Consider the following 13,539-nt stretch of genomic DNA (forward strand, 5'->3'; position numbering starts at 1 on the left):
CGGAATCGGGATTTTCCACGGAGACGGCCGGCCCCCACGTGATCACCGGTACCAGCCTCAGGGACGGGATGAGCATCTGCAGGGACATAAGGATGAGTACCAGGGCAAACAGGATGACGAGGATCTTCGCATCGAAATAGAGCGTTATGAGAGAGCCGAGCATGGAGAAGATCATGGCGGGCAGGACCAGAAGCGCAGCGAGCGTAACGAGTACTTTCTTCTGCCGCCAGTACACAAGCGTAGCGGTACCTGAGGAGAAGACCATCACCGCAAGACTGGTTCCCACCGCCATCTTCGGGTCAAAGCTGAATATCAGCATGAGCGTCGGGACATAGAGAAATCCTCCCCCCATTCCAATAATAGCAGCAACGAGCCCGATGCCGCAGGCGATCAGGAATGCAAGTATCATCTCGAACACGGGAGGTCACGTCATCCATTGCAGTATCGGGTTTTCACAACCGTGAAAGACCGGCGGAGGCTGGATCCATCCTGCCGGACTTACCCTGCCATCTACCCGCTCCGGATCATGATGACCCGGGCCGGCCCGTCGTGCCGGTTCCGTCCTGGGGGTGCATGGCATTCTTTTCACAATTGTGAAGTGTATGGATAAAAGTAATGAAAATACTTGTGTTATCGGCAAACCGGAGAAAAAAGTGTTTGGGAGGAGCAGACATCCCCTCCCGGGCATCACAGCGGGTGCGTGCTGGTCTGCATGAGGCGATAGTATCTTTCCGGCTGCCATTATCGGTGTATAGATGAGAGATGGTATATCCGGATTGTGTGTGAGGACGTGGGTCAGGACTTGATCATCACGGACGCATACCATGGACAGCAGATCGTCTGCGGATTATGCAGCGTACAGTCACGGGCGGGCCTGTCCTTGTGAGCTCCGTTGGGCGACAATACCGCCCGGAACTCCGGATACCGCTGAACTGTTCCACGGGCCTACCCTGCCAAAGGCGGGGATGGGCACGGTCGGCCGTTCCGTCGTATCCGGGACCGACCGCGGGTTCTGCGGTGATCGCATGGTATGGGTTCATGACTGCTTTTCCTGTTCACAATTGTGAACACATGGTATGGGGGGGTCTGCACATATACCCTGATTTCGCGTCATGTTTTGCCGCAATTCTCCTGTATTCTTTATCTTGCCGGAATCCCAGTACCTCATGCAGATCACAGGATCACCGGGGCATGCAGGTTTTGCCGGGAACCAAGGTATAATATCGGGCCCCGACAATTAACAATTGTGAACTTCCGGAATCCCGCCGGTATGTGCAGGAAATTCCAGAGTCATGGAGGGAAAATCTATATGGCAAAGATCTATGAAAATATCACGGCAACCATCGGCAACACCCCGCTCGTGCGGCTGAACCGCCTCACCAGCGGTGCCGGCGCAACGGTGCTTGCCAAGCTTGAGTCATTCAACCCGTTGAGCAGCGTCAAGGACCGGATCGGGGTTGCAATGCTCGATGAAGCAGAAAAGCGCGGCTTGATCAAGAAGGATACGATCATTCTCGAACCAACGAGCGGCAACACCGGTGTTGCGCTCGCGTTCGTGAGTGCTGCCCGGGGATACAAGCTGACCCTGGTGATGCCGGAGACCATGAGCATCGAGCGGCGGAGACTTGCAAGAGCATTTGGAGCAGAGCTCGTGCTTACCCCGGGAGCAGAAGGGATGAAAGGGGCTGTTGCCAGAGCCGAGAAGATGGCGGCAGAGAACCCGAAGTTCTTCTACATTCCCCAGCAGTTCAACAACCTGGCCAACCCGGAAATACACCGGAAGACCACTGCCGAGGAGATCTGGCGCGATACCGACGGAAAAGTCGATATCCTCGTTGCCGGTGTGGGAACGGGAGGGACGATCACCGGTATATCCGACGTGATCAAGAAGAAGAAACCCTCGTTCCGCGCAATTGCGGTCGAACCCGATGGGTCACCGGTCCTCTCCGGGGGATCTCCCGGGCCGCACCGCATCCAGGGTATCGGCGCAGGTTTCGTCCCCGCGGTACTCCAGCGCGAGCTCGTGGACGAGATCATCCGCGTCAAAAATGAGGATGCGTTCGAGACCACGCGGAGACTCGCAAAAGAGGAAGGCATCCTTGTCGGGATCTCCAGCGGGGCTGCGACCTGGGCGGCACTTGCCGTGGCAGCACGCCCGGAGAACAAGGGCAAGACTATTGTCGTCATCCTGCCAGACACGGGCGAACGTTACTTAAGCATTCCCGACCTGTTTCCGGAATAAGTGAGACTGCAATGGTTTTCGACCGCCTCCGGGAAGACATACGGGCAATCTTCTCCAAGGACCCCGCCGCCCGCTCCACCCTTGAAGTCCTTGTCTGCTACCCGGGGCTCCACGCCCTCTGGTTCCATCGCAGGGCCCACTGGCTCTGGACCCATAACCTGAAGTTCTGGGCCCGGTTCGTCTCCCACCTGGGCAGGTTCCTCACCGGGGTCGAAATCCATCCCGGTGCCGTGATCGGCCGCCGGGTGGTCATCGACCATGGCATGGGTGTTGTTATCGGCGAGACTTCCGAGATTGGCGATGATGTCCTCATCTACATGGGGGTAGTACTGGGGGGCACGGCGCTCGAGAATGTGAAGCGCCACCCGACTATCGAGGATGGCGTGATTCTTGGCTCCGGCGCCATCGTCCTTGGCCCCATCCGGATCGGTAAGGGTGCAAAGGTCGGTGCCGGGTCAGTCGTTGTCCGGTCCGTCCCGCCCGGCGCAACCGTTGTCGGCGTCCCGGGCAGGATCGCCGGCCCGGAGCCGGGTTTCCCGGAAGAGACGATCGAAGAGGTCATGCCCGACCCGATGCTCCGGGTGATGAGCCGGCTGCTGGACCGGCAGAACCAGCTCGAGGAGCGGCTCCGCACTTTCGAGCAGGCGCAGCCTGGCCCGGAATCTCCTGCGGTCAGGCAGAATTTTTTCTGCGAGAACCAGATCCGCGATGCACTCAGGGAAGTGATCGATCCCGAAGTTGGTATCGATATCGTCGACCTCGGCCTCATCAAGGAGATACGGGTGACGGGAAACACCGCGGAGATCGACATGGTCCTTACCTGCAAGGCCTGCCCGCTCTCCGACCATCTCTCCGGGCAGGTGCAGCGCAGGGCACTGGGTGTCAGCGGCATTGAGCAGGTGAGGGTCAACGTGCTGGACGAACCGTTCAACTGGGACCGGTTCGTGAAACAGCGGGGAAACCACCGACAGCTCTGAACCATGCCGTACGGGAGCGTACGCAAAAACCGGGCCGGTGTTCCTTTTCAGCGGACCTTAAACCTGCGTATTGCGGTGAAATTTATACGTATGTTTATCGTTATCAGTTTGCCAGCCCTACTTCGTAGGACAGATGCAGGAGCAGAGGATTCCGGTGGCGTCCGCCTGCTCCACTGATCCGGCAATCCGGGATACATATCAGGTGAAACTACATGGAATTATCAGAACTCAGGCATGGCACCGAACTCCTCAAGCGGGGATTTGCCGCCATGCAGAAAGGCGGCGTCATCATGGATGTCGTGAACGCCGAACAGGCACGGATAGCAGAAGAAGCCGGTGCCGTTGCGGTAATGTCTCTTGAACGGGTGCCATCCGATATCCGGAAGGCCGGCGGCGTTGCCCGCATGGCGGACCCGGAGAAAGTAACCGAGATCATCGAAGCGGTCTCGATCCCGGTCATGGGCAAAGTGAGGATCGGACACTTTGTCGAGGCGCAGGTACTGGAGGTACTCGGTGTAGACATGATCGACGAGAGCGAAGTCCTGACACCTGCCGACGAGGAATTCCACATCGAGAAGACAAAATTCACCGTCCCGTTCGTCTGCGGTGCCCGGAACCTGGGCGAGGCGCTCCGCCGGATCAACGAGGGTGCGGCCATGATCCGTACGAAAGGCGAGGCCGGGACCGGCAACGTGGTCGAGGCAGTGCGCCACATGCGTGCCATCCAGGGCGGTATCCGTTCGATCCAGAAACTTGACCCCCAGGAGCTTGTCGCATATGCCCGCGAGATCGAAGCCCCGGTCGAGCTCCTCGCCGAGACCGCGAAACGGGGCAGGCTGCCGGTCGTGAACTTCTCGGCCGGCGGTATTGCCACCCCGTCAGATGCAGCGCTTATGATGCAGCTGGGTGCCGACGGCGTCTTTGTCGGCTCGGGGATCTTCAAGTCAGAGAACCCGGCGCGGCGGGCAAAGGCGATTGTCGAGTCCGTGAACCACTTCACGGATGCCACGGTGATCGCAAACGTCAGTAAGAGCCTTGGCGAAGCCATGCCCGGCCTTGACGTGCACCTGCTGGCAAAGGAAGAGATCCTCGCGACACGCGGGCGATAGAAGGTGGGGACCACTACCCGGAACATTTCCCGCGGCTGTGCGGGATACCCCGGGTGGTTTCAGGAAATCATTCCTTGCCGGATCGGGGTGCGAACCAGAATAGCGGTCTTCGGGAAGCGGATAGTTTCCCGGATACTTCCCCGGGTTATCCTTTTCTCAACACCGCAGCCCGGCTCAGCCGCACCTTCGGTCGTTTTTCAGTAACAAGACCGGCTTTTTCCGCATAACGGAGGGTATCTTCGAATGCTTCCGCTGACACGTGGAAGAACGGTTCAACGATAAGGTATTTTCCACCGGATTCCAGGAGCCCGCTGACTTCCCGGAACAATGCATCCCGGTCAGGGACTTCGTGTACCATATAGAAGGACAGGATGAACCCGGCCTTCTCCTCAATCCCGAGGGAATCCGGTTTACACTGGTGGAACCGGATACATTCGGATAAGCCAAGCCGGTCGCTTTTCTTTTTCACCAGATCGAGCATCTCCTGCTGCATATCGATAGCGATCACCTTTCCCTCCGGCTCCACCATGCGTGCCATGGCAAGCGTGAAAAAACCCGGGCCACACCCGATATCCATGACGGTCATACCGGGCCGGATACATGGTCCGACGATCTTTTCCGGGTTCTGGAACAGCTTCCGGACCGGGTTGTCAAAGAACGGTGCGGTCCACGGGGAATATCGGCAGAAATCGCCGTAGACTTTTTTTTCTGCAGGTTTCTGTGGATTTGTTTCCATATCTTTCACCTTTTTGTTAAGTTTCTTAACTATATCCCGTGAGAAAAAAATTTACGGCTGCTCTTGCGTGAACTCATCGGCCGTCTCTTCGATGGCTCCGAGGAATGTCGCGATGAACCGGAACTGCCCGGGAGTCATGTCACCGAGTTTCTCCTGCATGCGGGCATAGATCTTTGCATGATACTGCTCATGACCAAGATATGCGATCGTGCCATGCGGGGTTAACCGGAGCAGGATCTCCTTGTCATTGTCCGGGTTGCGGCATTTCTCCACAAGGTTCTTGCCTTCGAGCCGGCTGATCATCTGCGATATGGCACTCTTGGTGATCCCGAGAGATGCTGCGAGATCCGTGATGTTGATATCCGGGCGTTTCCCGATCACCATCATCGTGTGGATCTCCGAGCAGTGGAGCAGGTCGCCGGAGCCGAAGTCCCGGGGACATTTCTCCATCGCATCCATCTTGTTGAGGATGCGGATCCAGGTGGACGATAGCTGCAGAATGTCCGGGGTGTCTGCCATTAGTACTCCGCTATGCTGATTGCGTGCACACATATTGTTAAGCATGTTAATTATAAAGTGCTTTTCTCTAGATTTCTTTGCAGGCATCAAAGGCCAGAAAACGAGAGGGACTGGGGCACGTCACGCCGGGGCAGTTCCAAAAGCCGCATCAATCCACTGTATGATCTCGTCACGGACCCGCCGGAACCCGGCCCGGATCTCCTCATCCGTCCCGGTAAAAGCCGAAGGATCCGGAAACCCCTGGTGGATCTCTTCCTTTGCACCCGGGAAGAATGGACACGCCTTCTGTGCGGAATCGCAGACCGTGACAACAGTCTCAATTCCTTTCCCGTAGTGCTCGTCGATCAGTTTCGACCGGTGCCCGGAGATATCGATCCCTATCTCGTTCATTACCGCGATTGCCACCGGGTGGACCCGGCCGGGTTCAGTTCCGCCGCTGAATACCTCGTAGCGGTCACCGTACTTTGCGTTCATATACCCCTCCGCCATCTGCGAACGGGCGGAGTTATGGGTGCAGATAAACAGGATCTTCTTTTTCATGATAACACCAGTATTATTTCACCGAAGCGACACGCTGCACGTGCCATCATTCTTCCCGCCATACCATTTCTCCCTGAGCCAGAGCGAGACGTTAACGAGCCCGATGAGTACCGGCACTTCCACGAGCGGGCCGATCACCGTCGCAAAAGCTGCCGGTGACGCGATACCAAACACCGCGATGGCAACGGCAATCGCGAGCTCGAAGTTGTTGGACGCCGCCGTGAACGAGAGCGAGGCGGACTTCCCGTAATCGATGCCGAGCCGGTGTGCCATCCAGAAGCTGACGAAGAACATGATCACGAAGTAGCAGAGCAGCGGGATCGCTACCCGCACTACATCGAATGGCACGCTGATGATATACCCGCCCTTGAGCGAGAACATCACGATGATCGTGAAGAGCAGGGCAACCAGGGTGATCGGCGATATTTTCGGAATGAACACCTGCTCGTACCAAGCCTTCGATCTGACACGGAGCAGGGCATACCGGGTGACCATTCCGGCAATGAACGGGATGCCGAGGTAGATGAAGACGCTCTCCGCGATCTGCACGATCGTGATCGAGACCGCAGAACCGGCCCCGATACCGAGGAGGGGGGGCAGATACGTGATGAAGAACCAGGCATAGACCGCGTAGAAGAAGACCTGGAAGACCGAGTTCAGGCCCACGATGGCAGCGCAGTACTCACAATCGCCTCCCGCGAGATCGTTCCAGACGATCACCATCGCGATGCACCGGGCGATCCCGACGAGGATCAGGCCGTACATGAGCATCGGCTGGTCCCGGAGGAAGATAACCGCAAGGGCAAACATCAGGACCGGCCCGACGATCCAGTTCTGGACGAGCGAGAGACCAAGCACTTTTTTGTCCCGGAAGACGTTTTTCAGTTCCTCGTACTTCACTTTTGCAAGTGGCGGGTACATCATCAGGATCAGCCCGATTGCAATCGGGATCGAGGTGGTGCCGACCGAGAGGCCGGTGATCAGTACCGGTACCGCGGGCGAGAAGTAGCCGATCCCGATACCCACTGCCATGGCAAGGAAGATCCAGAGTGTCAGGTAGCGGTCAATGAAGGAGAGACGTTTTACTTCGCTATTCATGGCAATCTCCCGGGGCTGTATACAGATTCATCGGTCGCCTGCCCGGGCAGCTGCGATAACCACCTGCAGATCGCTTTCCGAGAAAGCAGGGCCGGGCGTTCTGGCGATCCCGGGGTCCGTGATCAGGAAGCAGTGGTCGATGGCGAGCCCCTTGTCGTCCATAATCTTCTTGGCGCAGGCAACCGGACATCCGTCTGCAACTATTCTCTCGTCCGCCGCTTTTCCCGTATCTACCAGTTTCTCAATACCGCCGCCAACACCCGCAAGACAGGAGCCACCGGCATAACCTTCACGGCTCAGCTGGCATGCTGCGGCATTGGCAAGCTGACCGGCATTCGATCCGATACCCGGGCAGGCGTAGATGATCCGGGTCTTCCCCTCAGCACCGCAGCTGCAGGATGGTTTCTGTACTTCCATGATGTGCCACAATTCAAATTTTGTTGAATTACCATGAACAGGGCAAGGTTATATATCTTGTTATTTCAGATTATTTTGAAGTGAAACGCGTAACCTTGTCCTGCTGCGGGACCAAGAACACGAAGGGTCCTGCTGAAAAAGAGATGGATATCCCCGAACAGGTCCAGAAGGAACTCGAAGAGCTCGGGGGATTCGAAGCGCTCGCCGGGCGTATTCCCTCCGTGTCGGAACTCGAGAAGAAGAGCGGTATCTACCACGCACTTGCCGACCCGCTCCGGCTCACGATTCTCTACCTGCTCCGCGACCAGCCGCTCTGCGTCTGCGTCATCAACCGGTTCATGCGCTTGGCCGGTTCCAAGCTCTCCTACCACTTAAATATCTTAAAAGAGAGCGGGCTGATCGAAGGCGAGTACCACGGGAACTGGATCATCTATTCGCTGACGGATAAGGGCCGGGAATATCTGAGATGAGCGTACAATCTCGTGCATCCTTACGGGGAACGAACCGGAAAATCCTGAACGATTACCAGACGAAGGGCACCAGGCGGAACCGGGTCTTCCGGCAGTACTCCCGGTAACCGGGGAGATGTACCGCAAGAAACTTCTCTTCCTCAATCAGCCTCACGATAACCCCTGCGATAATCAGGAGTGCGGGAATGATAGCCAGGAACGAGCCGAGCGCAAACGGCGTAGCAAGGATAAGAAGTGATGCCCCGGCATACATCGGGTGGCGGACGATTGCGTACGGGCCGGTCGAGACTACGGTCTGATCCCTGCCGACCTCGATGATAGCGGAGGTGAACCGGTTCTCCCGGAATGTCAGGAAGACGACAGAGAAGCCGATTCCGGCAATGATATCCGCGGCAATGACCGCGTATACCGGGACCTCCGACCACCCGGACCGGTGATCGATCCCCGGCAGGAGCATGAGCAGGATAAAAGCGACGGTCATGCATGTCTGGATGATCTTCTGGCTCCGCTCCCGTTCGGCACCCGGCCCTGCCGGGAGTCTGCTCTTGATAAGTTCCGGATCGGTTCTCAGGAAGTACCGGGTGATCAGGATAACGGATACCGAGAAGAGTGCCCAGTAGATCCACGCCTGCCAGAACCCAAGCGACCATGCGGGAAGAAAGAGCATGATCCACAGGGCGATGAGGAGGAACACGGCGCCGGCCCAGGCCTTTCGTGCGAGGAGGTTTTGTTCCATAGTTCTTCTTGTCCTTACTACGGATTGCCTGATGCGGAGATAAGATTGTAGGGCTTAAATTGAAAAATAATGGCAGGGGATTTCCCCTGCCGGGGATCACGGGAAGATACCCGCGATGATCCCGACAATCTTCTGAGCGGTATCCGGGTCGACCACCTGCGCCAGCACGAGGCCGGCGGTGGCGATAAAGAGCGCCCGGAAGACCATCTTTGTCTACTCACGGATGATCCCCCACCGCCGCCCCCCCTTCCATCACCACTCCCGCCAGCCTCCTCGCCTCGTCAGCTCTCTTCCCTGCCGCCGGATCATTCTTCTCAAACCACGGATCGATCCGGTCCCGTACACTATACCGCGGAGATCCGTCGTCTCTCATCGAGCACCAGACAGACAGCCGGTACAGGCACAGTTCCCGGGCTCCTGTCCCGAGGATCGAGGCGGAGAGGCGCCGGGTCGTTTGTTTGTCGATTCCCATGACGGTATCCTCGCAGACCTTCGAGATGAGCCGGATCTTCTCCTTCATCCATTCCGATGAAAGTGCTTTCTGGCTCATCGCGGCGATGTAGTCGAAGGCGAGCGATTCGTTCCCCCGGTGTCGTTCAACAAACCCGATCACCTGGATCTCGAGGAGCATGAACTCTTCGCCTTCCAGCATCCCCTGCCGGGCCTCCTCCTCAGTCTGTTCTTTGATATCCAGCGGATAATTCGTCTTCTCCAGGATCTCGAACATCTCCTCAGACTTGTATTCATCCTCCCCTTCATTTTTCGCCAGCAGGTGTTCGATCTGCTGCCGGCACCCGGACGCCCGGCCGGCTACCCCGGCGTCGATACGGGCAAATGCCGGATCGATCCGGTCATCAACCCGGGTCACGTGTGAACCGTCTGCCGCAGTCTGCGCCGTCACGACAAGCCGGTACAGCAACCGGTCGTTCCCGCCATCCTGCTCTACGAGCGCGAGCAGCCGGAGCCGGGCGGGGTCGTCCATGTTCATCACGGTTGCCCGGCAGAGCCCGGCCAGTCTCATATTAATATCTTTGACTCCTTCCGGAGCGCCATCGGCTCCGGCTGGCGCGGTAAGGTCCAGCTGGATCCCGGGATCGCCCTGGTACCGCGTGAACTTCACGTGAACCTCGACCCCGCCGAGCACGACCTCACCGCCTTCTGTATTTTCACGCTCTTCTTCACATTCACTCATTACGGATTCATCTCCTCATAGCTCTCCCGTACCGGATTTTTTTCTTCTTGACCAAAGAATTTCCTGTTCTTTCTCATTTCTGCCCCCGCTGGGGCGGCCGGGTCCGGTTTTCCGACAGGGCCGGATCTTCGACGGGCAGGATCCCGGGATCGCCTCCGGATAGGATGACCGGTCACCCGGGACTCCAGCCCGTATTTCCGGATATCTGCCGCTGTATCGTTGCTAAATGTGGTCATTTCCCTGCCCATAAAGGCATTCAAATCGCCAATACGTGGCTGAAATGGCCGTTTCCCGGAATCAGGGTGCGTCTTTTCGATGAAAAGTTGTCTGTCGGATCCCAGGAAGAGGCAATCGGAGGCTGAAATGGCTCCTGTTGACTGCATCTCAGAAAACCTCCCCATTCCTCCCCGGTACCGGGGGATCGGGTTCCTCCCGGGAATGTTCCCGGGATCCGGGCGTTCTGTCCGACGGATGTTCTCCGGGAACTGATCCCCTGTCGGCCGGCGATGCCGGAGTTTCTTCCGGAACCGGTCTCCCCGGATCCGGTGTATCCGCCGGAACCGCTGCACCCGTCCTTTGGTTCCCCGGTTTTTTACCGGCCTTCGGGTTCGCGCCTGAAACCGGTTCTTCCGGACCGGGATTTTTTCCCGGATCATCCGGGCCGGTTGCAGTTCCCCCTTTCCTCACCGGTTTTTTGCCGGCGGCCGGTTTCGGTTTTGTGCCCGGTCCGCCGGCATCCAGGATTTTTTTCAGTTCAGTGCTCCCTGAGGGATCTGCTCCTCCACCCGCCTTCATTGCGGCATTCCGTTTTGCCAGCCAGCGGAGGATCGGGTTACGTTTATCAGGAGTACCGGGGACCGCCGGCCCGGCAGCAACCGGTCCCTTCACCGCAGGAGCGTTCTCCCCACGGGGGGAAATCACAATCACCGCCGGGTTTACCTGGCCGGGCAGCGTGCCGTAGCAGTCGATCTCCACGAGCCCGGCATCTCCCACGCGGAAGTGCCGCAGGGTGCCGTACCGGGAGTACAGCCAGAGTTCGCAGGAGACCGGGCCGTTCCGGGAAACAAGACGGAGACCGGCGATTGCGTCTCTGAACTCTGCTTCTATCTCGGCGATACTGGCGTAGATCTTACGGGCCAGCCGGACCCGGACCATGACGAACCAGCCGTTGCCGGTGATGAGGAACTCTGCGAGGTTCAGGAGTGACGGGATAAAGACCATCACGTGCCCCCTCCTGAGCGCAACCGGGACTGCAAACGCGATCCCCTTTGGCATACTCGGTCCCCGCTTCATCCATCACACTCCGCACAGCTTCTTCGTGCCCTTTCTCCGATCCCTGTTGAGGGATCGGAACCGGGAGTCCACACTCCCGGCTCTTCTCGACCCACAGGGTCGATACAATACATTGTCATATTCCATTCCTCATTCTGCGTTTGTTTTTCGGGTTTCCTTCTTTTCCGTTGTGCTGCGGTGCCGGCGGAGCCTCCGCTCGTCCGAGCGATGCTGCATGATTGTATAGTCTGCACGAAACCTCGCGGCCGGATATGTTGGGTACAGATCAGTATCCAATAGTGACCAGACCGGAGATCATCCCGGGGTCACCGGCACAAGCCGGTGTCCGCCGGAAAAACAGGGCCGGCCAGAGGAGTGACAAAATACTCCCCAAAGCCGGCGATACTTTCCCACAATGCACGGATCCCTGTGCCGGGGTTGCCACAAATCCGGCCCGCGTCCTTCGGTCCCCGGGGTAAATGAAGTTGAAAACCCGCCAGGCACCGTCACATCCATTTCAGGATCTCCGCAGGCCATTTTGTTTGTATACCAGGTCTTCTGTGCAGCATGCGCTACACACACGAGAACCACTTGCATGAGCAGTAACCTCTTGATGCATTCCGATTCCGGCGGGCGTATGATCCGCCGGATCTTCGTCATCACGAGGTGTTTGAATTCGCGTGGCATTGTGGTTGGCTGATATTGAAAAAGGGGGCATATATAATTTCTAACGCATCTCTCTACCGATTATGAATGCTCATTCATGTAACATTCCCATAGCGAATCAAATCCATTGAAAAATCCAGCAGGAGGTCTCTCACCAACACGCCTTCCTTATTACTCATCATGCCAAACTTCCCGGAAGCGATGCTGAAAACCAGTTACTTTGCCCGGAGTGCACGCGAGCCGGGAGCGGTCTCAATCGCCCGGTTCCCGCCGAAATGGTTCCCGGGTTCCCGCTACCTGAAACTCGCACCGAAACCGGAGATGCTGAAGATCGGCGACTGGGAGGAATACCGGCGGGGTTACCGGGAGGAGGTTCTCATGGGCCTTGATCCGGATGAGGTGCTCCGGGATCTCAATATTGAAGGGGCAGATCACGACATTATCCTGCTCTGCTTCGAGAAAGACCGGACTCACTGCCACCGGGGACTGGTGGCAGAGTGGTTCCATGAGACTAAGGGGATTAGTGTGCCCGAGCTCTGGGCAGATTCCTGTGTCCAGTCGACATTCTGATCTTTTTAAAATCTGTCCGGCAGTACTGTGGTAGCCCCGGCAGCTCCTCTTCTCACCCCGGCAGCCCCGCCCGGGTCACCGAATCCGCGAGCAGGTGGGCTGCCCAGCCGAGGAAGAAGCAGGAGGCAGCAAAGACGACCGGTAACCGGGGTGATGCAGGTGCAAGCAGGACAATAACAGCAGAAATAAGGAACAGCACCCCGGCAACCTTCAGCGCCCGCCGGCTGTGGAAGATCCCCCGGTGCCGTGCGCTCGTCGCAGGCTCCACGATATCCGGGAACAGGGAACCGGCTGACACGGCCACAATACCGAAAACGAACAGTGCACCGGCAGCGGCGTGAAACAAACCCGCTGCGTAAAAGTACACCAGAAATAATCCCCCACCAATGACGAGATGTGCCTGCCGGTTCATGCCAGCCATGCAGTTGCATGGGCCGGTATTAATACCCGGGATCGGGGCGGGTGAAAGTGTTCTGTGGTACCATCCCAACCGCTAAATATGAACCTGTCCAGATCACTGCCCATGGCAAACATTGCGTATTTCGAGATCCCGGCTGACAACGTGGACCGGGCAAAGCATTTCTACCACGCCCTTCTCGGGTGGAAGATCGAACCCACGAAGACCCCGATCGATCCTGCGAAAGCGGCATCGATGCAGTACCACGACATCATCCTCGGGGAGCCGCAGCAGGGTGCGATGGGCGGCACCCTGAACATGGGCGGGCTCTACAAGCGGCAGATGACCGAACCCATCATCAACTATGTCATGGTCGATGACATAGACAAGGTGCTCGCGAAGGTAGTGAAGCTGGGGGGTAAAATCGCGGTACCAAAGATGGAGATCAAGTCCGTAGGGTACACGGCAATCATCCAGGACAGCGAAGGAAACGCGATCGGCATCTGGAAGCCGGCGATGCCATAGGTTCCGGTCCGCAGGGAGACCCGGGAGATACCCGGGATGGGGGGATCCGGTGTGCCCCGTTATGATCCCCTGC

At 57.7% G+C, this 13,539-nt stretch carries 16 protein-coding genes; 6 read left to right on the forward strand and 10 right to left on the reverse strand.

The window, feature by feature from the left end:
* On the reverse strand, positions 1–409 hold a 409-nt coding region (locus ABSE13_RS01925; protein ID WP_424027051.1), incomplete at its 3' end, for a sulfite exporter TauE/SafE family protein.
* Between the two features lie 900 nt (positions 410–1,309).
* Here ABSE13_RS01925 and cysK point away from each other — a divergent pair.
* The 3 genes from cysK to pdxS all read left to right on the forward strand — a co-directional run bounded on the left by cysK (position 1,310) and on the right by pdxS (position 4,328).
* Positions 1,310–2,242, forward strand: a complete 933-nt coding sequence (gene cysK, locus ABSE13_RS01930) for a cysteine synthase A (protein WP_424026799.1) — start codon at positions 1,310–1,312, stop codon at positions 2,240–2,242.
* A gap of 11 nt (positions 2,243–2,253) precedes the next feature.
* Positions 2,254–3,219 (forward strand): serine O-acetyltransferase, encoded by a 966-nt coding sequence (gene cysE / locus ABSE13_RS01935; protein ID WP_424026800.1) that lies wholly within the window; start codon positions 2,254–2,256, stop codon positions 3,217–3,219.
* A gap of 212 nt (positions 3,220–3,431) precedes the next feature.
* Positions 3,432–4,328 (forward strand): pyridoxal 5'-phosphate synthase lyase subunit PdxS, encoded by an 897-nt coding sequence (pdxS, locus tag ABSE13_RS01940; protein WP_424026801.1) that lies wholly within the window; start codon positions 3,432–3,434, stop codon positions 4,326–4,328.
* A 145-nt stretch (positions 4,329–4,473) separates the two neighbouring features.
* On the opposite strand, the gene ABSE13_RS01945 is transcribed toward pdxS, so the two are convergent.
* The 5 genes from ABSE13_RS01945 to ABSE13_RS01965 form a co-directional block, all read right to left on the reverse strand.
* On the reverse strand, positions 4,474–5,064 hold the full coding sequence (locus ABSE13_RS01945; protein WP_424026802.1) for a class I SAM-dependent methyltransferase: 591 nt from the start codon (positions 5,062–5,064) through the stop codon (positions 4,474–4,476).
* Positions 5,065–5,115: 51 nt separating this feature from the next.
* The gene (locus ABSE13_RS01950; protein WP_424026803.1) at positions 5,116–5,583 is read right to left on the reverse strand and encodes a MarR family winged helix-turn-helix transcriptional regulator; all 468 of its coding nucleotides are present in this window, start codon (positions 5,581–5,583) and stop codon (positions 5,116–5,118) included.
* A gap of 120 nt (positions 5,584–5,703) precedes the next feature.
* Complete coding sequence (locus ABSE13_RS01955; RefSeq protein ID WP_424026804.1) at positions 5,704–6,123, reverse strand: arsenate reductase ArsC; 420 nt, start codon at positions 6,121–6,123, stop codon at positions 5,704–5,706.
* Positions 6,124–6,141: 18 nt separating this feature from the next.
* Complete coding sequence (gene arsB / locus ABSE13_RS01960; RefSeq protein ID WP_424026805.1) at positions 6,142–7,221, reverse strand: ACR3 family arsenite efflux transporter; 1,080 nt, start codon at positions 7,219–7,221, stop codon at positions 6,142–6,144.
* Between the two features lie 27 nt (positions 7,222–7,248).
* Positions 7,249–7,638, reverse strand: a complete 390-nt coding sequence (locus tag ABSE13_RS01965; RefSeq protein ID WP_424026806.1) for a putative zinc-binding protein — start codon at positions 7,636–7,638, stop codon at positions 7,249–7,251.
* A gap of 80 nt (positions 7,639–7,718) precedes the next feature.
* On the opposite strand from ABSE13_RS01965, the gene ABSE13_RS01970 reads away from it, so the two are divergent.
* Positions 7,719–8,108: an ArsR/SmtB family transcription factor gene (locus tag ABSE13_RS01970; protein WP_424026807.1), complete on the forward strand. Its 390-nt coding sequence runs from the start codon at positions 7,719–7,721 to the stop codon at positions 8,106–8,108.
* A gap of 52 nt (positions 8,109–8,160) precedes the next feature.
* Here the strand turns inward: ABSE13_RS01970 and ABSE13_RS01975 are convergent, their stop codons facing one another.
* The 3 genes from ABSE13_RS01975 to ABSE13_RS01985 all read right to left on the reverse strand — a co-directional run bounded on the left by ABSE13_RS01975 (position 8,161) and on the right by ABSE13_RS01985 (position 11,329).
* Complete coding sequence (locus ABSE13_RS01975) at positions 8,161–8,844, reverse strand: methyltransferase family protein (RefSeq protein WP_424026808.1); 684 nt, start codon at positions 8,842–8,844, stop codon at positions 8,161–8,163.
* Between the two features lie 217 nt (positions 8,845–9,061).
* Complete coding sequence (locus ABSE13_RS01980; RefSeq protein WP_424026809.1) at positions 9,062–10,036, reverse strand: hypothetical protein; 975 nt, start codon at positions 10,034–10,036, stop codon at positions 9,062–9,064.
* A 384-nt stretch (positions 10,037–10,420) separates the two neighbouring features.
* On the reverse strand, positions 10,421–11,329 hold the full coding sequence (locus ABSE13_RS01985) for a hypothetical protein (protein WP_424026810.1): 909 nt from the start codon (positions 11,327–11,329) through the stop codon (positions 10,421–10,423).
* An 825-nt stretch (positions 11,330–12,154) separates the two neighbouring features.
* On the opposite strand from ABSE13_RS01985, the gene ABSE13_RS01990 reads away from it, so the two are divergent.
* A complete protein-coding gene (locus ABSE13_RS01990; protein ID WP_424026811.1) occupies positions 12,155–12,544 on the forward strand; it encodes a DUF488 domain-containing protein in 390 nt (129 codons plus the stop codon).
* A 52-nt stretch (positions 12,545–12,596) separates the two neighbouring features.
* Here the strand turns inward: ABSE13_RS01990 and ABSE13_RS01995 are convergent, their stop codons facing one another.
* Entirely contained in the window at positions 12,597–12,965 is a 369-nt protein-coding gene (locus ABSE13_RS01995; RefSeq protein ID WP_424026812.1) for a hypothetical protein, read from the reverse strand.
* Positions 12,966–13,067: 102 nt separating this feature from the next.
* Here ABSE13_RS01995 and ABSE13_RS02000 point away from each other — a divergent pair, with 102 nt between their 5' ends.
* Positions 13,068–13,466, forward strand: a complete 399-nt coding sequence (locus ABSE13_RS02000) for a VOC family protein (RefSeq protein WP_424026813.1) — start codon at positions 13,068–13,070, stop codon at positions 13,464–13,466.
* The last annotated feature ends 73 nt before the right edge of the window (positions 13,467–13,539 follow it).

The organism is Methanoregula sp., assembly GCF_049518935.1.
Taxonomy (GTDB): Archaea; Halobacteriota; Methanomicrobia; order Methanomicrobiales; family Methanospirillaceae; genus Methanoregula.

What these genes read in the sequence shown, in the direction of transcription:
- cysK (WP_424026799.1), top strand. Translation starts at nt 1,310, where the DNA reads ATGGCAAAGATCTATGAAAATATCACGGCAACCATCGGCAACACCCCG.
- cysE (WP_424026800.1), top strand. Translation starts at nt 2,254, where the DNA reads ATGGTTTTCGACCGCCTCCGGGAAGACATACGGGCAATCTTCTCCAAG.
- pdxS (WP_424026801.1), top strand. Translation starts at nt 3,432, where the DNA reads ATGGAATTATCAGAACTCAGGCATGGCACCGAACTCCTCAAGCGGGGA.
- ABSE13_RS01945 (WP_424026802.1), bottom strand. Translation starts at nt 5,064, where the DNA reads ATGGAAACAAATCCACAGAAACCTGCAGAAAAAAAAGTCTACGGCGAT.
- ABSE13_RS01950 (WP_424026803.1), bottom strand. Translation starts at nt 5,583, where the DNA reads ATGGCAGACACCCCGGACATTCTGCAGCTATCGTCCACCTGGATCCGC.
- ABSE13_RS01955 (WP_424026804.1), bottom strand. Translation starts at nt 6,123, where the DNA reads ATGAAAAAGAAGATCCTGTTTATCTGCACCCATAACTCCGCCCGTTCG.
- arsB (WP_424026805.1), bottom strand. Translation starts at nt 7,221, where the DNA reads ATGAATAGCGAAGTAAAACGTCTCTCCTTCATTGACCGCTACCTGACA.
- ABSE13_RS01965 (WP_424026806.1), bottom strand. Translation starts at nt 7,638, where the DNA reads ATGGAAGTACAGAAACCATCCTGCAGCTGCGGTGCTGAGGGGAAGACC.
- ABSE13_RS01975 (WP_424026808.1), bottom strand. Translation starts at nt 8,844, where the DNA reads ATGGAACAAAACCTCCTCGCACGAAAGGCCTGGGCCGGCGCCGTGTTC.
- ABSE13_RS01980 (WP_424026809.1), bottom strand. Translation starts at nt 10,036, where the DNA reads ATGAGTGAATGTGAAGAAGAGCGTGAAAATACAGAAGGCGGTGAGGTC.
- ABSE13_RS01985 (WP_424026810.1), bottom strand. Translation starts at nt 11,329, where the DNA reads ATGAAGCGGGGACCGAGTATGCCAAAGGGGATCGCGTTTGCAGTCCCG.
- ABSE13_RS01990 (WP_424026811.1), top strand. Translation starts at nt 12,155, where the DNA reads ATGCCAAACTTCCCGGAAGCGATGCTGAAAACCAGTTACTTTGCCCGG.
- ABSE13_RS01995 (WP_424026812.1), bottom strand. Translation starts at nt 12,965, where the DNA reads ATGGCTGGCATGAACCGGCAGGCACATCTCGTCATTGGTGGGGGATTA.
- ABSE13_RS02000 (WP_424026813.1), top strand. Translation starts at nt 13,068, where the DNA reads ATGGCAAACATTGCGTATTTCGAGATCCCGGCTGACAACGTGGACCGG.